Annotated in this window: 20 protein-coding genes; 6 read left to right on the forward strand and 14 right to left on the reverse strand. The window is 36.7% G+C overall.

Going from position 1 to position 24789, the window contains the following annotated elements:
* Positions 1 to 158: 158 nt before the first annotated feature.
* On the reverse strand, positions 159 to 1097 hold the full coding sequence (locus GGG_RS0101800) for a LysR family transcriptional regulator (RefSeq protein ID WP_010111586.1): 939 nt from the start codon (positions 1095 to 1097) through the stop codon (positions 159 to 161).
* A 203-nt stretch (positions 1098 to 1300) separates the two neighbouring features.
* Between GGG_RS0101800 and GGG_RS0101805 the strand changes: the two genes are divergently transcribed.
* The gene (locus GGG_RS0101805; protein WP_010111587.1) at positions 1301 to 4780 is read left to right on the forward strand and encodes an indolepyruvate ferredoxin oxidoreductase family protein; all 3480 of its coding nucleotides are present in this window, start codon (positions 1301 to 1303) and stop codon (positions 4778 to 4780) included.
* A gap of 140 nt (positions 4781 to 4920) precedes the next feature.
* Here GGG_RS0101805 and GGG_RS0101810 read toward each other — a convergent pair whose 3' ends face one another.
* A complete protein-coding gene (locus tag GGG_RS0101810; RefSeq protein ID WP_010111589.1) occupies positions 4921 to 5805 on the reverse strand; it encodes a hypothetical protein in 885 nt (294 codons plus the stop codon).
* A gap of 242 nt (positions 5806 to 6047) precedes the next feature.
* Between GGG_RS0101810 and GGG_RS0101815 the strand changes: the two genes are divergently transcribed.
* A complete protein-coding gene (locus tag GGG_RS0101815) occupies positions 6048 to 6746 on the forward strand; it encodes a DUF1826 domain-containing protein (protein ID WP_029574397.1) in 699 nt (232 codons plus the stop codon).
* A gap of 29 nt (positions 6747 to 6775) precedes the next feature.
* Here the strand turns inward: GGG_RS0101815 and GGG_RS0101820 are convergent, their stop codons facing one another.
* From GGG_RS0101820 to GGG_RS0101855, 8 genes are all read right to left on the reverse strand, one after another.
* Positions 6776 to 7267, reverse strand: coding sequence for a flavin reductase (locus tag GGG_RS0101820; protein WP_010111595.1), 492 nt, complete (start codon positions 7265 to 7267; stop codon positions 6776 to 6778).
* A gap of 229 nt (positions 7268 to 7496) precedes the next feature.
* Positions 7497 to 8525, reverse strand: a complete 1029-nt coding sequence (locus GGG_RS0101825; RefSeq protein WP_010111597.1) for a methionine synthase — start codon at positions 8523 to 8525, stop codon at positions 7497 to 7499.
* A 50-nt stretch (positions 8526 to 8575) separates the two neighbouring features.
* Positions 8576 to 9568, reverse strand: coding sequence for a DUF1852 domain-containing protein (locus tag GGG_RS0101830; protein ID WP_010111599.1), 993 nt, complete (start codon positions 9566 to 9568; stop codon positions 8576 to 8578).
* 637 nt (positions 9569 to 10205) lie between these two features.
* Positions 10206 to 11456 carry a glycosyltransferase gene (locus tag GGG_RS20395; protein ID WP_010111601.1) on the reverse strand — a complete coding sequence of 417 codons (1251 nt, stop codon included), beginning with the start codon at positions 11454 to 11456 and terminating at the stop codon, positions 10206 to 10208.
* A 91-nt stretch (positions 11457 to 11547) separates the two neighbouring features.
* The gene (locus GGG_RS0101840) at positions 11548 to 13752 is read right to left on the reverse strand and encodes a TonB-dependent siderophore receptor (protein WP_010111603.1); all 2205 of its coding nucleotides are present in this window, start codon (positions 13750 to 13752) and stop codon (positions 11548 to 11550) included.
* A 189-nt stretch (positions 13753 to 13941) separates the two neighbouring features.
* On the reverse strand, positions 13942 to 14682 hold the full coding sequence (locus GGG_RS0101845; RefSeq protein ID WP_010111605.1) for a PA1136 family autoinducer-binding transcriptional regulator: 741 nt from the start codon (positions 14680 to 14682) through the stop codon (positions 13942 to 13944).
* 219 nt (positions 14683 to 14901) lie between these two features.
* Positions 14902 to 15771 carry a glyoxalase III HchA gene (gene hchA / locus GGG_RS0101850; RefSeq protein ID WP_010111607.1) on the reverse strand — a complete coding sequence of 290 codons (870 nt, stop codon included), beginning with the start codon at positions 15769 to 15771 and terminating at the stop codon, positions 14902 to 14904.
* Between the two features lie 378 nt (positions 15772 to 16149).
* Complete coding sequence (locus GGG_RS0101855; RefSeq protein ID WP_010111609.1) at positions 16150 to 18354, reverse strand: OsmC domain/YcaO domain-containing protein; 2205 nt, start codon at positions 18352 to 18354, stop codon at positions 16150 to 16152.
* 382 nt (positions 18355 to 18736) lie between these two features.
* On the opposite strand from GGG_RS0101855, the gene GGG_RS0101860 reads away from it, so the two are divergent.
* A complete protein-coding gene (locus GGG_RS0101860; protein WP_010111610.1) occupies positions 18737 to 19216 on the forward strand; it encodes a helix-turn-helix domain-containing protein in 480 nt (159 codons plus the stop codon).
* Between the two features lie 36 nt (positions 19217 to 19252).
* Here the strand turns inward: GGG_RS0101860 and GGG_RS0101865 are convergent, their stop codons facing one another.
* Positions 19253 to 19840, reverse strand: coding sequence for a lysozyme (locus tag GGG_RS0101865; protein ID WP_029574399.1), 588 nt, complete (start codon positions 19838 to 19840; stop codon positions 19253 to 19255).
* A gap of 332 nt (positions 19841 to 20172) precedes the next feature.
* Here GGG_RS0101865 and GGG_RS0101870 point away from each other — a divergent pair, with 332 nt between their 5' ends.
* On the forward strand, positions 20173 to 20634 hold the full coding sequence (locus GGG_RS0101870) for a universal stress protein (RefSeq protein WP_010111612.1): 462 nt from the start codon (positions 20173 to 20175) through the stop codon (positions 20632 to 20634).
* A gap of 68 nt (positions 20635 to 20702) precedes the next feature.
* Positions 20703 to 21146, forward strand: a complete 444-nt coding sequence (locus tag GGG_RS0101875) for a universal stress protein (protein WP_010111613.1) — start codon at positions 20703 to 20705, stop codon at positions 21144 to 21146.
* A gap of 105 nt (positions 21147 to 21251) precedes the next feature.
* Here the strand turns inward: GGG_RS0101875 and GGG_RS0101880 are convergent, their stop codons facing one another.
* On the reverse strand, positions 21252 to 21482 hold the full coding sequence (locus tag GGG_RS0101880) for a hypothetical protein (RefSeq protein ID WP_010111614.1): 231 nt from the start codon (positions 21480 to 21482) through the stop codon (positions 21252 to 21254).
* Between the two features lie 509 nt (positions 21483 to 21991).
* On the opposite strand from GGG_RS0101880, the gene GGG_RS0101885 reads away from it, so the two are divergent.
* A complete protein-coding gene (locus tag GGG_RS0101885) occupies positions 21992 to 22462 on the forward strand; it encodes a hypothetical protein (RefSeq protein ID WP_010111615.1) in 471 nt (156 codons plus the stop codon).
* Between the two features lie 96 nt (positions 22463 to 22558).
* Here the strand turns inward: GGG_RS0101885 and aroC are convergent, their stop codons facing one another.
* Together aroC and prmB are read right to left on the reverse strand one after the other, a co-directional pair.
* Positions 22559 to 23653, reverse strand: coding sequence for a chorismate synthase (gene aroC / locus GGG_RS0101890; RefSeq protein ID WP_010111616.1), 1095 nt, complete (start codon positions 23651 to 23653; stop codon positions 22559 to 22561).
* A gap of 12 nt (positions 23654 to 23665) precedes the next feature.
* On the reverse strand, positions 23666 to 24676 hold the full coding sequence (prmB, locus tag GGG_RS0101895) for a 50S ribosomal protein L3 N(5)-glutamine methyltransferase (protein ID WP_010111617.1): 1011 nt from the start codon (positions 24674 to 24676) through the stop codon (positions 23666 to 23668).
* Positions 24677 to 24789: the final 113 nt, after the last annotated feature.

Below are 24789 nucleotides of genomic sequence, written 5' to 3' on the forward strand. Positions count from 1 at the left end.
TTTTCCTCATAGATTGTGAAACTCTACATTAATCAATCTATTATAGTTGTGATCTCGAGATTTCCCTTGAGAATTAATACTTGATTATAACTACCTGTATGATTTTCATTTAAAACAATGGCTTATAAAATAAATTTATGTAAAAAAACGGATTAATATTATAAAAAATAGTCTGTATCACTCTGAATTTTAGGCGAAATATGCTGTTCAACCCACGTTAACCATGCTCTTGTCTTAGCATCAATAAAATGACGTGATGGCAATAAAGTATAAACGCCAATATCAGGTGATCTCCAGTCTGCTAAGATGCGACGTAATCGTCCAGTGCGTACAGCCTCAATCACAGCAAAGGTTGGAAGCAATGCAATCCCCATGTCTTGCTGTACCATGTCCAGTAATAGTTCTGGTGTATCTGCAATCAATGGCCCTGTAATATCGATTTGATACGAACAACTATTTTCACTTACCAGATGCCATTGCGGTGTAATAGATGGGTTCACCAATCTTAAACATGCATGTTTTTGTAAATCGTCTAATGATTTCGGTTCGCCATATTTTTCTAAATAAGCTGGTGATGCGCAAAGTAATGAAAATATTGTTCCAATTCGACGTGCAACAAATCTTGAGTCAGTCAAAGATTCGGTAAGATATAAACTAACATCAATTCCTTTTCCTAAAAGATCAGGTACATTTTGCGAAGTACGGTATTCAACCGTAAGCTCTGGATAGGTTTGGCAGAACTCAGCCAGTATCGGGGACACATAATGATGACCAAAACTGACCATACTTAAAACACGTAAGCGCCCCTGCGGTTTGCTTGCCATTCCCATTGCTTGAGTTTCAGTTTCTTCTACCATTGCAAGCACTTGACGACATTGCTCTGCATAAGTTGCACCTATATCGGTCAATGCATGCTGTCTCGTAGATCGTTGTAGTAATTTTGTACCTAAACGCCCTTCTAACTCGCTAATGAGTCGGGATACTTGCGCTGTTGTCAGTTCCATCTGCTCTGCGGCAGCGGTAAAACTTCCACTATCAATGACTTTTAGGAAAGCATGCATTGCATGTAGTAATCCACCATCAAGATTTTTGCGCATAACGTAAATATCTTTTTCTAAATTACGCATTGTTGCACCAGTATGGATCAACCACAATGACATTAATGTACATACTTTGAACAGTTTCATTATCTTAAGTTGAACTGATCAATCTTTTCCTCAGTATGCCATTTACTCCAAATATTCAACCGGATGTTGAAAAAAGAAAGTAGCTCGATCTACAAAATTCTAAGGAGACATAAATGAATATAGCGACAAAATTTACTCCAAATAAAATTCCAACCAAGGATGTATCACTTGAAGATAAATATCTGAGTGATGACGGTACTGCTTACATGACAGGTATCCAAGCCATGGTGCGTCTACCACTCGCACAAACACGGCGGGATACGTTAAACGGTTATCATACTGCTGGTTTTATTTCTGGTTATCGTGGTTCCCCTGTAGGAAACTATGATAATTTTCTCTGGCAAGTTGAAGGCATACTCAAAGACCATCATGTTGTTTTTCAACCTGGCGTAAATGAAGATCTCGCTGCTACTGCAATTTGGGGTACCCAACAAGCCAATCTCGCAGGTCAAGGTAAATATGATGGCGTGACCGCATGGTGGTATGGCAAAGGCCCTGGTGTGGATCGTTCTGGAGATGTTCTCCGTCATGCTAATCTTGCAGGAACATCAGAGCGAGGTGGTGTGGTTGCCTTCTTTGGCGATGATCACTCTTGTAAATCTTCAAGTATTCCTCACCAATCAGAACATGTCATGATCGGTTGTGGCATTCCAATCTTTTACCCGACTTCAATACAACAAATTCTAGATTTAGGCGCGCATGCGGTCGCCCTGTCACGCTTTGCGGGTGTATGGACGTCGATGAAATTGGTCAGTGAAGTTGTCGAAACCTCAGCTTCTGTTCATGTGGATTTAGATCGAGTCACTCCTGTTTTACCCAAAAATGTGCAAATGCCTGTAGATGGTGTCAATATTCGTTGGCCAGATCACGGCATTCAACAAGAAGAACGCCTTTATCAATATCGCTTACCCGCTGTCTTGGCTTATGCACGTGAAAATCAATTGAATCAGGTGACATGGCATTGTCCTGATGCGCGTATTGGTATTGCCGCAAGTGGTAAAGGTTATTTAGATACGATTGAAGCCTTACGCATTCTCGGAATTGAAGGTGAAACAGCGCAACAGCTTGGATTAAGAGTGTATCAAGTTGCTTTAATTTGGCCTTTAGAACCGCAAGGTCTGCGTGAATTTGTCGAAGGTTTAGAAGAACTGATCGTTGTAGAAGAAAAACGCCCTATTCTTGAAGCACAAATCAAAGATGAACTCTATGCACTTCCAGATGGAAAACGCCCGCGTATCATCGGTAAAGCGAGTGATGGAAAAGGTGAATGGAGTACATCGATTGATGAAGCACCTTTGATTGGTCACTATGAATTCCAACCTGAACCGATTGCAAAAATGTTGGCAGCTCGATTCTTAAAATTAGATCTTCCAGAAAGATTAAAAACGCAAATTCAAAATAGACTTGAGCTGTTACAAAAAGCAGAGCACGAGTCACGGCGTATTTTGGATATTGCAGAACGTAAACCTTTCTTTTGTAGCGGCTGCCCTCACAACTCATCAACTAAGTTACCCGAAGGCAGTCGTGCACTGGGCGGGATTGGTTGTCATTATATTGCCGTGTTACAGAATCATGAAACAGAAACGTTCACGCAAATGGGTGGTGAAGGTGTGAGTTGGGCGGGTGCTTCTCATTTCACCAATGAAAAGCATATTTTTGCCAATCTAGGCGATGGAACCTATTTTCATTCAGGTTATCTTGCTATACGCCAAGCGATCGCTGCAAAACTCAATATGACCTACAAAATTCTCTATAACGATGCAGTGGCAATGACAGGTGGACAACATGTCGATGGTCATCTGAGCGTGGCACAGTTAACACGACAATTGGATGCTGAAGGCATCACAAAACAAGTCATCGTCACGGATGAACCTGAGCTGATTCATGCCGAAGAAGGTATTGCGTCTCACGTCGAGATTTACCACAGAAATGAATTAGATGATGTCCAACGCAAATTACGTGAGATTTCTGGGGTTACGGCGTTAATTTATGTTCAAACCTGTGCCAGTGAAAAACGTCGTCGCCGTAAACGCAATGCTTATCCTGATGTTGCAGAACGAGTTTTTATCAATAGTGAAATTTGTGAAGGTTGCGGTGACTGTTCTAAACAATCGAACTGTTTGTCAATTGAACCTGTTGAAACCGTATTAGGAACCAAACGTCAAATTAATCAAAGCAGTTGTAACAAAGACTCTTCTTGTGTCGAAGGTTTCTGTCCAAGTTTTGTCACAGTCCATACCCGCGATATGAAACGTCCAGAAATATTCAAAGGTATAGAAGCTGGCTGGCCAGAAAAGCCTATCCTTCCTGAACTTGATCAAAAGCCCATCCGTATATTGGTCGGCGGTGTTGGTGGTACAGGTGTAGTTACAGCGGGTGCTTTATTGGGAATGGCTGCTCATTTGGAAGGTAAAGCTACACGTATCATGGATATGGCTGGACTTGCTCAAAAAGGTGGTACGGTTTATTCCTACATACAACTCGCTACAGAAGATGAGCAAATCTCCGCAACCAAAATCCCTGCGGGACAATGTGATCTTTTAATCGGTGCAGATGCGATTGTTGCAGGCAGTAATGCGGCACTTTCTCGTTTAAAAGCTGATGCTGTTGTCATTGTCAATGAAGATGGTTCCCCTACTTCTGATTTCCTTGAGTCTCGTGATTGGTATGCGCCAATTACAGATTTGATTCATCGACTTCGTAGTAAAACGACTCAAGGAAAACTTACATCTTTACCTGTAACACGTATTGCCACACAAGTTCTGGGCGATGCAATCTTTGCAAATCAGATCTTACTTGGCATGGCTTGGCAAGCAGGTCAAATTCCATTGAAACGTGAAAGTATTGAGAAAGCAATCCATTTGAATGGTACAGCTACTGAAAAAAACCTTGAAGCTTTCCGCATCGGTTGCCATCTCATGAGTGATCCTGACTTAGCCAAACGAATTATTGCAACCATACCGACAACGAATAAACCAACCACGCTGGCTGAACTCATTGAAGATCGTTCTGCTCGTTTGGTTGAGTATTGGAATCAAGATTATGCAACTCAGTATCGAACTCTGGTGAAACAAGCTGCCAAAGTTTTACCCGAAGAATTAACTGGAACCATTGCGACACAGCTATATAGAGTCATGGCGTATAAAGATGAATACGAAGTTGCGCGTTTACTCACAGGAAAAAGCTTTAAACAATCAATCGAAACGCAGTTTGGTCAAGGTCTACATTTAACCTATCACTTAGCACCTCCTGCTTTGGGTGCTCATGGTACCATACGCAAACGTGCTTTCGGATATTGGATGCGTATTCCGATGATGATTCTTGCTCGTCTACAGTGGCTTAGAGAGACTTTCCTTGATCCATTTGCTTTACAGCAAGAACGTCAAAAAGAACATGCTTGGCGTGATCGTTATATTACTTTTGTGAAAGCCATCAGCTCTGCACCTGAAAATTATGACTTATCTGTTGCTGAGCAAATCGCTCAATTACCAGCAGATGTACGAGGTTTTGGTCATGTCAAAATGCAAGCGATGGACGCAGCGATACAACGTTGGGATGAGCTTTCATTGAGTCTTCGTAAAGAATATGAATAGATTTATATAAGTGGCTGATATCAAGTTTAGATTGTATTGATCATGTTCAGCTACTTGATTTTATATATCACTAATTTTTTACTCACGAGTCTTAAATTTGAGACTAGAGTCCACTATTAGAAAGCGTGGACTCTTTTTTATTAACCTAAAATTCCAAAATACTGTTGAAGACCTGTAGCAAGAAGACTACCTACAGCAACTTGCCAAGTACCATCAATAGACTTACCGAGCATTTTTGACATCCAACCCTTTAGATCAGGGCTATATTCGCTTGGTGATTGTGGTAAAGGCGTAACATCGATGATAGTTTGTAGTTCTTGAATATCAGCGTCTTCAACACCATGACTTCTTAAGTTAGAAGCTAAATAGTTAAAATCGCCTTTAAACATATTGTTTAATGTTTGGTTTACTGTAGAGTTCGGGCTTTCAATCACATTCGCTTGATTATTACCATTACCATTTTGAATGAAATTATTTTGCATAATCACAGATTCCTTTGATTCTATTTCATCACCAAATATACCTTTATTTTCCAGTTCAAAAATCCAATCCAAAATTTTATTTCGAACTTGTTCAAGTATGTTTGAAAATTCAGACTTATGAACAGCAAGATAAATTGGATTATTAGCCAAAGAGGGATTCTGCTTTTTTATACATCTACGCAATTCTTGATCGATCGCTTTCTTATCTTGCCTTAAAAATATATATTCACCAGAACGTTCAAGACAAGAAAAAATATTCGAAACGCCATCACGAATAATTTTAGAGTTTAAATGTTCTAAATTATGAGGAAACTCAACTGTTATCGAGGCTCCCATATTTCTTCTTATTTTCCAAACTCCAGATATAACTCTATAAAAAGGTGGGAATGGGAATTCTGGATAGCCATTTAGTTCATTAGTTAAAAAATCAACCATCTCAAATTCATTAAACTTTTTAGAAAGATATAGAGAGAACCTGACTAAGTCTGATATATCAGACTCTTTAGATAAAGCTATATACTTAAGCTTCCCAACTTCTTTCATAGATTAAATCATTCAAAGTCATTCTGAAGTCGCATAACTTCATTTTATGTTAAATAGAATATCTGAGACTGTAGCCTACACAACCTGTTTGTAGCTACAGTTCAGTAAAGTGAATCGCTGCAATCATAATTCACGTTGCTGAGTATTCCAAGTAACATAATAAAAAGTTATGCAGAAATCAGACCGCTACATGCCTAAGGCTAAGTGTTATGATTAAGCCCTGTTTATGATCTAATTCTCATATGAAAAATCCGTTTTCTGACAACGCCCAAATTGGAGTGGTTTCTACTTTCTCTGAACTTGTAAACTCCAAATTTCAAGGAGAAATGAATGCAATTTGCTGGCATAGAGATTTGATTGGTGATTTTAAAGAAATTGTGGCTAAACTTGAGTTAAAAGAGAATATTACAGAAGTTTCTATTGAAGATCTTTTAGCATTAAAGCTTTCAGAACAAGGAAATTTAGCAAGAGAAATTATTCTAAACGATATACTGCTATTAACCGATTTTGGCGCATCCCCTGCACTTAACTTACTGAAATGTTATGAGCGTGATGACGAGCTAGACTTCATTTCAACAGATGTATACTCGTTTCATATTGACCGCTCACCCATCGAAACAGATACTTTCTTATGTACCTACCACGGCGCTGCAAGTGATATCGTGCCTAATGATCAAGTAGAGCAAAAAGTTTTGATTCCCAAGATCAGGGAAAAACTCAAAGAACTACATGATGGCCCAGAAGCTGAATTTGAAAATTTCCTAGAAGAATATTTTTTTGATTTGCATTATCAGCCTAAACCCAACGCAAAACCTATGAATTTAGGCTTAGGTCATCTTTGGCGCTTGGCGGTAGATCATCCTACACAAAAAGTCTTACCCTGTGTTCATCGAGCACCTGTCGAAAAGGATGGTGAGTATAGATTACTGTTGATTTGTTAAAAAATTTATTCCATATTAAAGACATTGATTTAAGCGGCTTCTACTTCACCTACCTGATGATAAGCACGATTAAAATAAACCAGACCATGTTCATGCTGGCTTTGTCGAATTGCGACAATACGACAAATAAAAATAGTATGCGTTCCAACCGCTTGAATTTGATCAATTGCACAATCAAAATTCACCAAAGCATCCCTTAAAACGGGCGCACCTGTTTTTAATTCCGTCCAAACACCGTGTTTAAACCGTTGTTCTGAACTCATTTTAGAAGAAAATACGTTAGAGATATCCTCATGCTGTGAACCCAAAACATTCACCGTTAAAATTTTATTTTCTACAAAATATTCATGTGATCTAGAAGCTTTATTCATACAAACCAATAATGTCGGCGGTGTATCCGTAACGCTACACACGGCGGATGCAGTGAATCCATGACGACCTGATGCCCCTGCTGTGGTCACCACATTGACTGCACTTGTTAACAAAGACATTGCATTTTTAAAGTCTGTTGCTTCAACCATCACTTTGTTCCTAAGTTCCTATATGAAACTATACATATTTCTGTATTTTTATATTCCACACGATTTCGTTTCGCAGGCATATATATCTTGAGAATGAATGGAGTAGTAGTGTAGTAGTAAAGATATGTCCGTTTGGGAGTCAGGGCTACTTGCTTGATTGTGAATAATATTCAATCAAAAACGTAACCCTTTACACACCACTACTTGGCTAAGTATTTTTGCTAAATCACTAAACCGAAAGTTCTCTACGGATGATTTCTGCACCTGCACTTAAAGCATTGAGCTTGCCTCTTGCCACTTCACGAGCCAAAGGCGCCATACCGCAATTGGTCGAAGGATAAAGTTTATCAGCATCGACAAACTGAAGTGCTTTGCGTAGCGTATCTGCAACTTGCTCAGGTGTCTCAATGGTATTGGTTGCCACATCAATCGCACCAACCATGACTTTTTTGCCGCGGATCAGTTCAATCAGATCCATTGGCACACGAGAGTTTTGACATTCGAGTGAGATAATATCGATCTTAGACTTTTGAAGTTTAGGGAATGCCTCTTCATATTGACGCCATTCTGAACCTAAAGTCTTTTTCCAATCTGTATTGGCTTTGATGCCATAGCCATAGCAAATATGAACCGCAGTTTCACATTTAAGCCCTTCAAGTGCTCGTTCAAGCGTTGCAACCCCCCAATCATTTACTTCATCAAAGAACACATTAAACGCGGGCTCATCAAACTGGATAATATCCACACCCGCAGCTTCTAATTCTCTCGCTTCTTGATTGAGAATTTTGGCAAATTCCCAAGCCAGTTTTTCACGGCTTTTGTAGTGACCATCATATAGTGTATCAATCATGGTCATTGGTCCAGGCAATGCCCATTTAATTGGTTGTGTTGTTTGACTACGCAAAAACTTAGCATCTTCAACAAAAACAGGCTTTTGACGAGAAACAGCACCTACCACTGAGGGCACACTTGCATCATAACGATTACGGATACGCACCGTTTCACGTTTCTCAAAGTCAACACCGTCAAGGTGTTCAATAAATGTGGTAACAAAATGTTGACGGGTTTGCTCGCCATCACTGACGATATTAATGCCTGCATGTTGCTGTTCTTGCAATGACAAACGTAAAGCGTCTTGTTTTGCTTCAAGTAATGCCTCACCCTCTAATTTCCAAGGTGACCAAAGCTTTTCTGGCTCTGCAAGCCAAGATGGTTTAGGTAAACTGCCAGCCGTTGATGTTGGTAATAAAATTGCCATTTTAAATCTTCTATCTCTATTATCTATTTCAGGTATCAATTTCAGGTCAATTAAGCAGCGTTACTGTTTACGGTGTAATTCGCAGCCCATTGCTCAAGGATGTTTTGATAAGGCTTGATAAAGTTTTCTTCCGTCCATTTACCTTGTTTTACTGCCAATTGACCACGTTCAACACGGTCATAAACGATTCGTGTTAATGAGTAATCTGGATACTCCAAACTTGCTTGATACACTTGTGCTGCTGATGAATTTGCATTGTAAATTTCAGGACGATAAATCTTTTGGAATGTTTCCATGGTGCTAATCGCACTGATGAGCTCAAAGTCACTGTAATCATGCAGTAAATCACCTGCAAAATAGAACGCTAACGGTGCAACGCTACCTTTCGGCATGAAAAAGCGAACCTGTAAACCCATTTTATGGAAATACTCATCGGTACGAGAGTATTCATCTTGTTTATACTCCACACCTAAAACAGGATGCTCATTGGCAGTACGATGATATTTCTTCGCCGTTGAAACACTTAAACAAATCGCAGGCTGTTGATTAAACTCTGCTTTAAAAGTCTCTGAATTCACAAGGTATTGATAAAGCTTGCCATGTAAATCACCAAAACCTTCAGGTGCATACGATGTTGAACTCGCTTGATTGTGTTCTTTTAACACCACACTAAAATCGTAGTCACGTACATAAGATGAGAAACTATTTCCAATCATGCCTTCGATACGTTGATTGGTGTGATGATCTGTAATTGTACTTTTCAGCATTTCAATGATCGGGAAAGCTTGACCATTGCCTTCAATATCCAAATTCGCAGAAATAATATCGATTTCAAGTGAATAGCGATCACCATTTGGGTTGTCTGATTGTGCTAAGGCATTGAAACGATTATTGATCATTCGGAGCGTATTGCGTAGGTTCTGTTCACGACTTTCACCACGCGCCAAATTAGCAAAGTTAGTTGTTAAGCGTGTGTTATCTGCTGGTTGATAGTTTTCATCAAAACGAATGCGTTTAATTGAACATGCAAACTCTGTACTCATGGCGATCTCTACCCTATTTTTTGCAATAAAACCGGAATTTCTTGATGTAGAGATTTATACCCGAATCGATACATGAATAAAAATGATTTTATCTAACACCAAGATGAGTAAATTTCACTTATAACAATCCTGCTGTATTTATTCAAAATAAAAAGCAGAAAGTTGACTACAATATCTTTAGCTAATTTGGTTGTTTTTATTGATTAAGTTATTGAAAATATTATCTTAATTTAAATATTAAGATAACTATAAATACATCAAAAATAAAATAGTTAAGCAATCAATATATCTTCAAATATATGTATAGTGACCATAGAAAGCTGTAATTCAAATGCACAATTTAGATGCAATAAAAAAAGTATGCTTGTTTTGGATGTCCTGATATAAAGAATTTCCACTTTGTAACGATAACCATGGTTTAAATCATAAAGCTTTTAACATCACGAATAATGAAAATAACTCATGTTATTCTTATATAAAAATCAATATATTCATCTTTTGGCTGTTCCCCAATAACTGAAGTATACAATTTAGTTTTAAACCTTATCGCTATTCAACAAACGTAAATGTCACAACTGGCTTTTGTGTAAGTTTAATGAATCAATAAAGGGTTATGAAATAAGTATGACATTTAAAATTATTGTATCTTTACCGCCAAAAGTATCTCATCACGAAGTTTTTCATTTGAACACTTATTTAACAAGACATAGTGAGTTAATGAAGCAATTTCATCAGCAGGATAGTTGTGAATATTACTATTCTGAATGATGAAATAAAAGGATTCTATAATATGATCCACAAGTTCTGCTGAATAAAAAGGCTCTTTAATCATCCGAAGCAATGCTTTGAAAGCGTCATTAAAATAGTGATATAAAAGACCATATTTTGAAATTTGATAATTTAATCCATATTTATAAATGTTTTGCTCATAGCAATATGAATTATTAATATCTGTATTACATAGATGCTCACCCCACATTGCTACTTTATAGGCCAAAAGATAATTATTCATTTCTGCATATAATTTGCTTACTTCATATAATAGTTCAGCTTTGCTTGGGTGCGCATTCCAGCCTATCAACCATGTATGTAATGCACTTGTATAATTTTCTTGAATTTTATATGTATCACCTAAATATCGATATGCAAGATATTCTTCATTTTTATCGTTAGAAATATTTGAAAGACTTATTCTTATTTTAAACCACTCTATGGCTTTTATATAGTCGCCGTGGCTGAAGTATGATGTAGCACAATAGTGTGCATACCTTGCTTTAAAAGATGATGAATCCTTTTCCTTATTAAATGCATTTTCTAAAACCAGTGCATCATCTAAATATTTATTTGGATTTTTATTCCGATTTCCAAAATGACCAGTTTGAACAAAATAATCTCCATCAATAGTCACGGAGCTCAAATTGTTATTATTCGCAACGATAGACTCATGTAAGACCCCAACCCAATGTCCAACAGTATTCTTAATTAGATTTCTTTTAAAGTGATAGAAACCATGATCATGAGCACTTCTATATTTTATTTCATAAATATCAGCTGTTAATTCAGGTAATCTTAGCTCACCATTGAATCGATCATCAGCATCGAAGAATAAAATATAATCACTTTTATCTGCACAACGTTTTAAAGCAAGATTTCTGTTGTATTCAAAATCTATCCACTCATCACTATAAATTTCGTACTGAAGCTGATTTGAATCGAAATAGTTTTTCATTACTGCAATAGTATCGTCACTCGAACCCGTATCGCAAATAATAAACAATGATATATCAATATATTTTCTTATATTATCAAAGGCTTCTACAATAATTTCACTTTCATTTTTAACAATCATGTTTAGACAAATATTAGGTACATGTTCAGTATTACGCATTTGTAACATCCTTTATTTTTAAAAAGACCTAAAACTAAAACTGCCTAAGCTAACTTAGACAGTCTTGTATAACACAATCTAAATGAATAGATTAAAAATCCATCGTCCATGAAAATTGCGCTGTGCGTGGTGTACCAAGGAACAGATAATCATCTCCGAAGAAACTACCTGTATCGCGCCAATATTTTTTATTAAACAAATTATCAATATTGAATCGAAGCGTATTGTCATTACCATAAGCACGGAAATTATAGGCAGCCCCTGCATCAAATAAGGTATAACCCTCTACTTTGGCAGTACCTGATTTATTGGCATACTTACTACTGCTGTACTGTATACCTGCCAATAAACGCAATCCATCCACTTGCGGTACTTGATAAGACACATGACTGGCAAAACGTACTTTAGGCACATTTTGAGTTTGGTGATCCTCATATTCAGCCGTCTGAATATCTGTTAGTCGTGAACGAATCAATGCCAATGTAGATGTTATATCTAAATTTTGAGCCAAACGACCTTGTAAACCCAATTCCAGACCAAGGTTATGCTGTTCACCTTCGGTTAAAAAATAATTGTCAGCATTGGTGTACTGATGATCTTGTTTTAAATCAAACAAGGCAGCTGTAAATAACATTGCTTGCCACTGTTGTTTAATACCCAATTCGTATTGAGTTGAATGAATAGGCGCTAAAGTTGCATAAGCATTGCCTTCGATCCCTTTATCTTCATTACCATAAGCAAACCACGGCGCCTGACCACCATCACTCAACCCTTTGGCATAAGAAGCATAGAGATGAGTATGTTCCCACGGTTGATACATCACAGCCAATTGTGGCAAAAAGCGATTAAAATTGGTATCACGGATATTTGTACTGTCAGCTGCATAGGCATCTTCATTTAAATGCAGTAATTTACCGCCTACTACAGCAGACCAAGTATCATTAAAATCAATCTGATCTAATATATTCAAGGCAGTTTGTTGGCTGTCTAATGATTTGTAGCGATTGCCTAAGGTTTGGTCAGTCGGTGCATAAGGTATAGGATCGTTATAAATATTTCCCGAGCCAATAGGTTCATTTATCGGCTCATGTTGTGCATGGCGTTTATAAGTTTGTGATAATTCTAAACTAAGATGATGTTGCCATGTTCCAATGTTAAATTTACCGTTTAATCCTGCTTTAAATTGATTGGTCAGGTAACTGTCATCTGGGCTACGGAAATCATAAATATCATAGTTGCCATTTTGGTCAAAAGTATTACCTAAGCCTGAAGTCTGACACTCAGTGCTGTAACAGCCCCATGCAAATGCTGAATAATCATCAACCACCACACGGCTTTGTGATGCTGATAAGTTCGTTGTCCAATGATCGTTGATTTGATAGCTATATTTTAAGTCCGCATTTAAGCTTTCATTAATTACAGGCTTACTCCAGCTTTGGTAACCTAGCAAACGATCCCACTCAACATCGCTAGGTACACTTTGACCATCAAGCAGCTGATAGCCTGGTACTGAACGTTGACGCTGACGTTGTGATTCAATATCAAATTCTAGTTTAGAGCGATCTGAGATATCCCAATCCAAAGCTAAAGATCCAAACAAGCGCTTTCCATCAGCATGTTCAACATAAGGATGGATTTCTTCTTTAGCTACATTCATTCGATAGCCAAATTGCTTGTTTTCGCCGAATAAACCACCCAAATCAGCTGCTACTCGATTACCACCATGACTGTCGGCTCCAACCGTAATCGAACGAATATCTTTAGGGCGTTTGCTTACATAGTTGACCACGCCACCAGGTGTAGACATACCACTTTGAATTGCACTAATACCCTTTAAAATTTCGACTTGTTCTTTATTTTCCAGTGCCACATTTTGCTCACCTCGAATTAAATTACCATTGAGTAAATAGCTTGATCCTAGGTTTAAAGCAAAACCACGCATGACAAAGTTTGGATAATAGCCAATCGGTGCATAGCCATCACCTACAGCTGCATCGTTTTTCACTACATCGCTGAGTGTTTTCGCATGTTGATCTGCTATTCGTTCCGCTGTTACTGTGCTAATCGATGCAGGAATTTCAGCAATATTCTGCTGAGTAAAACCTGATAAATTCACCAAGGGTTGATAATAAGCAGTTTGCGCTTTTTGAGCAGTTACGATAATCGTAGGAAGCTGTTGAGCATCATTTTCAACTTCCGCATGGGCTAATACAGGGCTTAAGCCTAGACCTAGACATGAAAATGAGCCAACCGCCAATAATGCTTTTTGTAAACGAGAAAATGGATACGTTTTCACAGTCGTTGTCTAACCCCAAAAGAAAATTTTACAGCCTGAATTTTGTGGGCACGAGTATTCACAATTTTCTTAAATTGAACAAGTATTTCTATCGCATATCTCGAATTAAAAAATAATTTCTATTCAATTTGGTACACAAAAACTGCAAACAAGAAAATATCACTTATTCGTATACATGTGATTAAATATTTATAATTCAATTTCTCTACTGATTAAAGCTGAAGAAATAGCCTGTGCTGTGGATTTAACACCAAGTCTTTTTCTGATATTGCGTAAATGATTTTCGACCGTTCTTACTGATATCTCAAGGATTTCAGCAATATCAGAATGCTTTCGCCCAATTGCCGTCCATTTTAAAACCTCTTTTTCTCGACCCGTTAAAATACGTTTATTTTCAATATTATGGATTTTAGTTCTACGTTGTATTTCACGAAATGCGACTGTAGCAACAGCCTGTAAAATAAATCTAAAGTCTGCACTCATATCTACAATTTCACCTGCAAAAGAAATTGCACCTTCTAGACCTGTACGACCGAAAATAGGAATTTGCACACCATTTACATCACCTTTATCCAGTGAATTTTTAATAATACGATAACTTTCTTTACTGGTATCTTTATTGTATGTTTTCGCCCAAAAGAAAGGTTCATCATATTCAAAAATATGGCTGGTAATTGGACATCTACGTAAATACATGTCCCTTTCTGCAATATTATTTTGATCTACCCAATCGCCATAGGTAAAGAAAATTTGGTCAATTAATTCATCTTGATCATAAGGTGAAACACTACAAATAATGATTCGATCAAAGCTTAATTTATGAGCAAAACCAACAAAAACTTCATATATATTTTCAAGTTCACGTGCTTGTCTGAGCTGTTGTATGGTTTGAAATAACAATTCAGTAAATTGATCTTTAAGCAGTTTCATACAAGCATTGTTCTTAAAATGTCTTTCATTACTATAAAAGCTCTGACTCATTTTTTAAATACTGTTTTAAGTAAAGTTTTTAAATAAAAAATGTGATTATTGAATCAATTCATCCATGAAGTCCATACCCTAAAAAATAGCCACTATTTTTGAATAGTGGCTATAAATTTTCATCATGGATATCTATTAAATAAATACACCTAATAGATACCTAAGACCTTATACAAGATCAGGATCGGCCAATAATGTTTCAGCAGCTAATTTACCTAAGTTGTGTGATGCCAAAGGACTATCACCAGTCAAAAGCTTTCTGTCTTTATGAACCTGACCTGTAATGCCTTTATTTAATATTTTAACGCCTAATTTTTCTAAATTTTCACCAACCAACCATTGCAATTTACCCGGCATATAACCAATTTCAATGTTTGGACCTGAATCAAGTGAATCTGGGAATACACAAAGTTCATAATCTTTGAAAATATAATCTTCTGGTGCTTCATCGACCGCTGCTGCAAGTAAAGAAGCTGGGCCATGACACAATGTAATGACATATTTATCTTGAGAAAGCGCCCATTTTAAAACATCTTTCACGGTTTTACTTTCAGGGATTTTTGCAAGCACACCATGACCACCTGGGATAAATACACCTGCGTATGGAGAATTCTCACCAATCGCTTGTTCTAAAATATCTTCAAGTTTTAATGGATTTTTGAGTTGTTCAGCATATTTAGCATAGGTATCTAAAACCACTTGCTCTTCTTTCGGCATCGCCCACATTTCAAGTTTCACAGGGTTACCCGATAATGTGGCGATATCAAACTCAAAACCCGCATTATCTAAATGAAACATCGGTAATAACATTTCAACGGGATGATTGCCTGTTGAGAAAAACTTTTCATTTTGCATCAAGATATAACGTTCATCTGTTGCAATCATCAAGATTTTTTTACCACCTTTATAAGGGTTTGGATAAGTTGTACCGTCGTAATCCGTTTTTGAAGACGTATATTGGCTTAAAGAATAAGCGGATGGAAAAAATGCATTATCTTCTGCTGTATCTGGTGTAGGTGCTTTGCTTAATTCACTCATTGTTATACTCCAGTGGTTTTTAACTCATGATTTTTAACTAAATGTATCGAACCGTCTGACTCAGTATATGCTAGTCTCAAAACATATTTAAATAAGGGAAACCCCCTATTCCTACAAAATTACAACTGAATTGTATTAAGTGAAATTCAAGCTGATTCAAAAAGATCATTTTGATTTAAAAATTTTTTATACTTTCAAATAAAGTTATTTAACCTATTGTTTTTATTAAAATATTAACCCATTTTAACACTATTATTTTAAAATACGTTCACACCAAGCTTTACAAACCCATTCCCAAATAGCATGAAGGTACAGCATCGTTTTATATGCTGTACCTTATATATTCAATCTTCTTTCAAAATGAACTGAAAATAGAACTTAGCTCGATAAACCAACCGCTTTTGCACGTGCTGCATGAAGTTTCTTATAACTTTCAATTAAACGTAAATGACGATCTAAGCCTTCAAGTTGCATATTGGTTTCAGTTAAACCATAGAAACGAATGCTTCCTTCCATTGAACCAATCACGGCATCCATACGTTCATCACCAAACATACGACGGAAATTAGTTTCATAGTCATTCAGATCTAGTTCATCATCTAATTCAACTTCAAGGACGACATTCATACATTGGTAAAATAAACCACGCTCAACCGTATTGGTGTTGTATTGTAAGAATGTTTCGACAAGCTCTTTGGCTTCTTCGAACGCTTGCAAGGCAATATAAATTAATAACTTCAATTCAAGAATGGTCAATTGTCCCCAAACAGTATTATCATCAAACTCGATACCAATCAAAGTCACGATATCGGTGTAATCATCAACTTCCAGTTCTTCAAGACGTTCTGCTAAAGCTTCAAGCTGCTCATCGTCTAAACGGTGTAGATTCAAAATATCTTCACGGAAAGCTAAAGCTTTATTGGTATTGTCCCAAATCAAATCTTCAACCAAATAGATCTCTGAATAATCAGGGACTAAAATACGACAAGCTGTAGCACCTAAGTGCTGATACACCGCCATGTAGACTTCTTTGCCCATTTCTTCAAGAATGCCAAACATCGTTGCTGCTTCTTCAGCATTGGCATGTTCACCTTCACTGGTGAAGTCCCATTCTACAAACTCATAATCAGACTGAGCGCTAAAGAAACGCCAAGACACCACACCGCTTGAATCAATAAAATGTTCAACAAAATTATTCGGTTCAGTGACAGCATTACTACTGAATGTAGGTTTAGGTAAATCATTTAAACCTTCAAAACTACGACCTTGCAATAATTCCGTTAAGCTACGTTCTAAAGCGACTTCTAATTTTGGATGTGCGCCAAATGATGCAAAAACACCACCTGTACGTGGGTTCATTAAAGTCACGCACATCACTGGATATTGACCACCGAGCGAAGCGTCTTTCACCAAGACAGGAAAGCCTTGTTCTTCTAAACCTTTTATACCTTCCACAATACTTGGGTATTTTGCCAAAACTTCTTCCGGTACATCAGGTAGTGTAATTTCACCTTCTAAAATCTCACGTTTTACAGCACGTTCAAAAATTTCAGATAAACATTGAACTTGCGCTTCTGCTAAGGTATTACCCGCACTCATACCATTACTTAAATACAAGTTTTCAATCAGGTTTGATGGGAAATACACCACCTCACCGTCAGACTGACGTACAAACGGCAATGAACAAATACCACGCTCAGTATTGCCTGAATTGGTGTCGTATAAATGTGTACCTAAAAGCTCATCATCAGGGTTATAAATTTCTAAAGTATATTCATCCAAAATTTCTTTTGGTAATTCACCATTTGGACCCGGTTTAAACCATTTTTCATCTGGATAATGTACAAATTCAGCATTGGCAATCTCTTGACCCCAAAACTGATCATTATAGAAAAAGTTACAGTTTAAACGCTCAATAAACTCACCCAACGCGGAAGCTAAAGCACTTTCTTTGGTTGACCCTTTACCGTTGGTAAAACACATCGGTGATTGTGCATCACGAATGTGTAATGACCACACATTTGGCACAATATTACGCCATGAAGAAATTTCAATCTTCATGCCTAAACCGGCCAAAATACTCGACATATTGGCAATGGTTTCTTCTAATGGTAAATCTTTACCTGCAATAAACGTGGTACTTTCCGATGCTAAATTAGGCATCAGCAAAGCTTGCGCATCGGCATCGATGCTTTCTACTTCTTCAATAATAAATTCAGGGCCAGTTTGGATCACTTTCTTGACTGTACAACGGTCGATTGAACGTAAAATACCTTGGCGATCTTTATCAGAAATATCTGCTGGCAACTCAATCTGAATTTTAAAAATCTGCTTATAGCGATTTTCAGGATCTACAATATTGTTTTGTGACAAACGAATATTGTCAGTCGAGATATCTCGTGCAGCACAATACACTTTGACAAAATAAGCAGCACATAAAGCAGATGAAGCGAGGAAATAGTCAAATGGACCGGGTGCTGAGCCATCGCCTTTATAGCGGATCGGCTGATCTGCAATAACTGTAAAATCATCGAACTTGGCTTCTTGGCGAAGATTGTCGAGATAATTAACTTTGATTTCCATGCTGGCACCTAGATATTCTTATGTGAAAACAATAAACACATAAAATTCAAAATATTAATCAATAAGCCGAATCACGGATCAGAAATTGATTTAAAAATAAATAAAGTCATTCACCAACCAAATTGGTCGATGGGTGTGACTGACTTAAGAAAAGATTGGCGGTATTATAGAGTGATTTCGTCCAGTTGATAACTTTTGTCTGTATTTCTCAGCAATTTCTATCACTTCTATTCTTTTTTAATGTTTTTAATCAATGCAAGCTCAGAACTTTAAACAGAACTTTAAAAAGTTCGAGTGTTTATAGCTATACAAGTTATGGGCTTTCATTTAGTATTTTTACAGATACGTTTTCTCTAAATTTGATCAGGAATCATTTGTTTTTATGAAAATAGCAGATATAGGCAATCAACCTTGCTCAGTTGCACGCACGTTATCCGTGATCGGTGATACTTGGTCAATGATGATTATCCGTAATGCTTTTTTAGGGATTCGTAGATTTGATGACTTTCATAAAAATTTAGGTGTCACTCGCCATGTTTTAACGGATCGCTTGAATACACTTGTTCAAGAAGAAATTTTATATAAAGCGCCATATACCGAAACACAAAAACGTTTTGAGTACCGTTTAACGCAAAAAGGGCTAGATCTATACCCTATTTTGATGAGTATTATTCATTGGGGCGATACTTATATGGATAAAGGGTTGGGCGCACCTATAGACTATATTCATAAAAGCTGTGGTCATAAATTTCACCCTGTTATGATTTGTTCTGAATGTTCTACACCTTTAAACCCTAAGGAAGTCAAAGTTGAAATTGGTAAAGGTTTATCTGCTTTTCATACCGAGGTAAAAGAGGCTTAAAATTATATTTATCAAGGATTATTTCTACTTCTTTCTTTATTCATGGAATGTATTTTGTACATGTTTCCCCAAAAATAACGTTTTTTCTATAGCACGACGATTAACCAAACCTTGAACTGTCCGCCCGCCCGCTTTAATCCACACATCAAATTGTTGACTCGCAGCGAGATAATCTCCTGTATTTAAAAGCTTGACTAAGGTTGAATTCTGAAAAGCACGTATTCCAATGTTATATGCCAATGAAACCAGTGCATCAAACTGATGTTGTTGTAATGGGACGATTACAACTTTAGATACAGCATTCTCAAAACGTGCTAAATCATGCAACATATAAGCTTCAGCTTGTTGAATTGTACAACAATCACCATCTTGTACACTTTTTCCATGTGGGAAAACTGTCGTACCAAAGCCAATTGTCCAAACGCCAACGCTGTCTTGATATGCATTCAAGCGAAGACCTTCAAAGTTAGAAATAAGCTGCATACCTTTTTGACTAATTTTATACACCGTATCTTGTGCATAACCCATATTTTGATTCGGTGCTTGGTCTACAGCAATTGCAAAATCATTGTTTGAAGGTTGATTTTGGGGTTTAAAAATTGTTGAGATCAATTTAGATATCATTTTTGAAAAAGATAGATTCATCATTTATCTCAATAAAATATGTTGTCATTGTAAAAGTTGTATCGTTGAAGCTGAAATTTTTATGCGATATTTTTGTAAAAATTATGTTCAATTTTTAGGTAAGTTTCACATCGATAAAACTATTTTCATGGTTCAAAATTGATATTTTCAAACATACAAAAATAAAACCATATAAAATGTATGTGTATATCACATAACGATGCTAATACTACAATTTTGTTCAAAAAAATACTCAGATTTCGAATTGTTCTACAATGCTTAATGTGCTATCAATAAATAAGTTGAACAATTAATAATTAAGGAGAAATATGATGCTTTATAAACACATCCTACTTGCAATAGATGATTCTCCTATTTCCTATGCTGCTGTAGCACATGCAGAAAAATTGGCAATTGCTTTGAATTGTAAAATAACGGTGACCAGTGTAATTGCAGTAGATCCTTTTAAAGGGGTTGATTTTTATAAAGTTGCGCCTGCTGTTACTCAATATTTGATGGAAGCTGAACAAAATGCGCTTAATCGTTTAAAAGATGTTCAGGAAACTTTAATCCATCACGGTGTAAGTGCTGTCGATACTAAAATTGTCAGAGAGGTACCACCTGCAACAGGTATTTTAAATGCAGCCGATGAGTTGAATGCGGATTTAATTGTGATGGGTTCACATGGTCGTACAGGGTTTAAAAAGTTCTTCTTGGGTAGTGTTGCGCAAGAGGTATTATCCATCAGTCCTTTACCTGTATTGATTATTAAATCAGTCAATGAGATTGATTAGTCTCTCATTTTTAATTGTTTTTAGTCATTATTCATTTGATTTATTGAAAATAAACAGGAGATTTTCTCATGTCATACCAACATATTCTTGTTCCAATTGATGGTTCTGATATTTCTTATTCTGCAATTCGCCATGCAGCCGAAATAGCCAAAACATTTGGAAGTCAAGTAACCGCAATTAGTGTTGTATCTGAAGATCCGTTTGCAGCAGCAGACTTTTACTACACTTCTGCAATGTTGAAAGATTATGTTAAGGAAGCTGTTAAAAATGCTGAAGAATCTTTAGTCAAAGCGGAACAAATTGCACAACAGCAAGGGATTACGATTAACACTCAAGTGGTTAAAGATGCTGTTTCTGCTGAAACAGTGGTAGCAACTGCTGAAGAATTAAAAACTGATCTGATCGTGATTGGTTCTCATGGTAGAAAAGGCTTCCAAAAGTTTTTCCTTGGTAGCTTCGCCCAAGATGTTTTAAATCATACACAATTACCTGTTTTGATTGTTAAACAGTAATTCTAAATAAACTCAATGATCAATTTAAAAACCCACTTTATAAAGTGGGTTTTTTATCGTTTTAGATGAGTATTCAATCAAACATTTTAGATTGAATAGTTCTATTTAAATTGCAATAACTTTAACCAATATCGTTTGAAATTCTTCAAAATCATCATAAATTTGTTTACGGGTTAATTCTTTGGATTTAACTTTAAAATCATGATTTTGATAATGAATTATATTTGGAATTTGATCGAAATAATTTGCATCGGCTTCTATACTTTCTTCAAATAAAGGTGTGCCAAGTTGGTATTCTCTACTTTTAAGGACAACATACTTAACTGTAGTTTTCATATAACGCACTCCTTTTTCATATGCACTTTATTTTTATTTATATCATCTTTTTACATTGTTGAAAGATAAAAAATCACTCATTTGTCTAGTTATTCCCCGATTAGCGCTAAAAAAGAAAACCCACTTTTCTTTAAAAGTGGGTAGACCATGGTTTTTTAGCCTGATTACGCTGAATTATCATTATTTAAATACTGTCGTTCTTGTAGTCTTTTTTGTATTTTTCTTATTGCGTTTATTATTGCAGTGAAATATGACAGTGTTATTGCACTTCACTCATTATTTCATCTAAATCTATTTTTTAGTGCAATGTGAATAAAATGAGTTGTATTGCTTTGCTTAAGCTAATGATTAGCAAGGCTTCATCTATTAATCGTTCATAAATGATTCATTAAATTGAAAAAATACAATTTTACAACGCCTAATGAAATAAATTGATTCACTTTTTTACCAAAAAACGGTAAATTTTACACATTCTGCACAAGCAATAACATTAATGAATAGGAAGCGTTATGAAACTCCAATTAGCTTTAATTTCTTCTCTAGCATGTTTAACTTTAGCGGGTTGTGCAGGTTCTTACCCTGAAAAAGTAGTAACCAAAGGCCCTTTAATCTGTGAAGCAAACGAAGTATGTCCTGAGCTTGCGATGCGTTGGAATGAAGAAAAGCGTAATGGTTTTAAAATTACAGCTGAAATCAATAATTCAAATAAATACGATATTAAACAATTTGTATTCTTAGTTGACGGCCAACCTTATGCTTATTCAACCATTAATCCTACTCAATACAATGGACAAACATCATCAAATTCGATCAATGTTCCAGCAAGCTTCTTAAACTCGTTCCGTAGTGGAAAAGAAATCACATTGAAGCTAGTGACTAACCAAGGCGATATTGAACGCCCTATTTTAAAAGCTGATGGTCAACAGTCATCTGCTTATCTAACTTTCTTAAAAGGTTATACAGGTCAAATTGCCCAATAATTTAAATTATTAAAATTTAAGAATAAAAAACCAGACTAGATGTCTGGTTTTTTTATATGCTTAGATCAATGAATATCCATTAATCTAAATGCGATTTTACTTTGGCTCAATTGGTGTAAATGGTGCAACAACATCAGCATTTTGCGCACGATGACGCATAAAGTGATCCATGAGCACGATTGCCATCATTGCCTCTGCAATTGGTGTCGCACGAACGCCTACACATGGATCATGACGACCTTTGGTCAAAACATCTGTATTTTCACGATTGATATTGATGGTTTTACCCGGTGTAGTAATTGATGCTGTTGGTTTTAACGCTATCGCAACACGAATCGTTTGACCCGAAGAAATCCCGCCTAAAATCCCACCTGCATGATTTGCCAAGAAACCATCAGTTGTTAATTCATCACGTGTTCTATGTCCAAATTGCCCTGCTACTGCAAAACCGTCACCAATTTCCACACCTTTAACGGCATTAATCGACATCATGGCATGTGCAATATCTGCATCTAAACGATCAAAAACAGGTTCGCCCCAACCAACAGGTACTTTTTCTGCCAAAATTTCAAGTTTTGCACCACAGCTTGAACCTTGCTCACGAAGTGACGTGACCAATGCTTCAAAACGAGGTACAGCTTTGACATCACCACAGAAAAATGGATTATTCGGAACTTCATTCCAATCTAAAGTTTCTGCAACTTCTGTCCCAATTTGTGTGACATGCCCACGTACGACTATACCGAATTTTTCGGCTAAAAACTTTTTAGCGATCGCACCTGCCGCAACGCGCATCGCTGTTTCACGTGCACTAGAACGACCACCACCACGGTAATCACGGAAACCATACTTTTGAGTATAGGTATAATCTGCATGGCCAGGACGGAATGTTTGCGCAATATTACCGTAGTCTTTTGATTTCTGATCTGTATTACGGATCAATAAACCAATAGATGTACCAGTAGTTTTGCCTTCAAAAACCCCTGAAATAATTTCAACTTCATCTGGTTCTTTACGTTGTGTTGCGAACTTTGATGTCCCCGGTTTACGACGATCTAAATCTTTTTGTAAATCTGCTTCGCACAACTCAAGACCTGGTGGAACGCCGTCCACAATCGCCATCAAGCCTGCGCCGTGAGATTCACCACAAGTCGTTACACGGAAGAGTTGTCCAATACTATTACCTGCCATACTGACGACTCCTTAAACTTGAGTAGATTGAATAAATAAATCACGATATTGACGACATTGCTCAGCTGTTAAAGCAAAAATACCTGAACCACCGTTTTGGAATTGTAACCAATGGAAATCAACAGTATTAAAGTTTTGACGCATTGCCCATTCTGAGTTACCGACTTCAATCACAATCAGACCATCCTCAGTCAAATAATCTGCTGCTTGAGCCAACATCTTACGGACTAAATCTAAACCATCTTGACCAGCAGCTAATGCAAGCTCAGGTTCATGGTGAAATTCTTCAGGTAAGTCTGCCATATCCTCTGCATCGACATAAGGAGGATTTGAAACGATCAAATCATATTGATTTTCAGCAGGAATTTTCGAGAATAAGTCTGATTCTAGTAACGCAACTTGATACTGTTTATCGTGATGCTCAGTATTGATTGAAGCAACTTCTAAAGCTTCTTTTGAAATATCTGTTGCATCAACTTCCGCATCTGGGAATGCATATGCCAATGCGATTGCAATACAACCCGAACCTGTACACATATCTAAAATACGTAGTGGTGTTTTAGCTTGTGTATTTTCAGGTAACTGATTATTCGCTTCACGCATTTGACCATTTTCGTCTAAATAATACGGCGCAAAACGATTATTGATCAACTCTGCAATTGGTGAGCGTGGAATCAATACACGTTCATCAACGTAATATGGTTTGTTGCAGAAATAAGCTAAATTTAACAAATAAGAAGTCGGTACTTTTTCATTAATACGACGTTCTAATAGACTTAAAAATTCAGCTTTTTCACTCGGTAATAATTTTGCATCAAGAATTTCAGCATCTGCTTTCCATTCCAATGACATTGTTTGTAAAACCAAAGCTGAACTTTCAGCAAAATAATCTTCTGTACCCTGACCTAAATGTGCATCGTATTGACGTAAAGCTGTAACACCAAAGCGAATAAAATCACGAATTGTTGTTAAGTTTTCAGCAGCTTCCTGTAAATGTTCAGGGCTAATAGTCGGTCGATCCACTTAAGGTTTCTCCAAGGTCATATTTTTAAACAGCTTATGATACCTTGTTTTGAATGACTTTTATAATGCTTTCAAACTTTTTCACGATCAGATTTCAAAACAGATTCTAAAAC

It is taken from the genome of Acinetobacter sp. P8-3-8 (assembly GCF_000214135.1).
Classification (GTDB): domain Bacteria; phylum Pseudomonadota; class Gammaproteobacteria; order Pseudomonadales; family Moraxellaceae; genus Acinetobacter.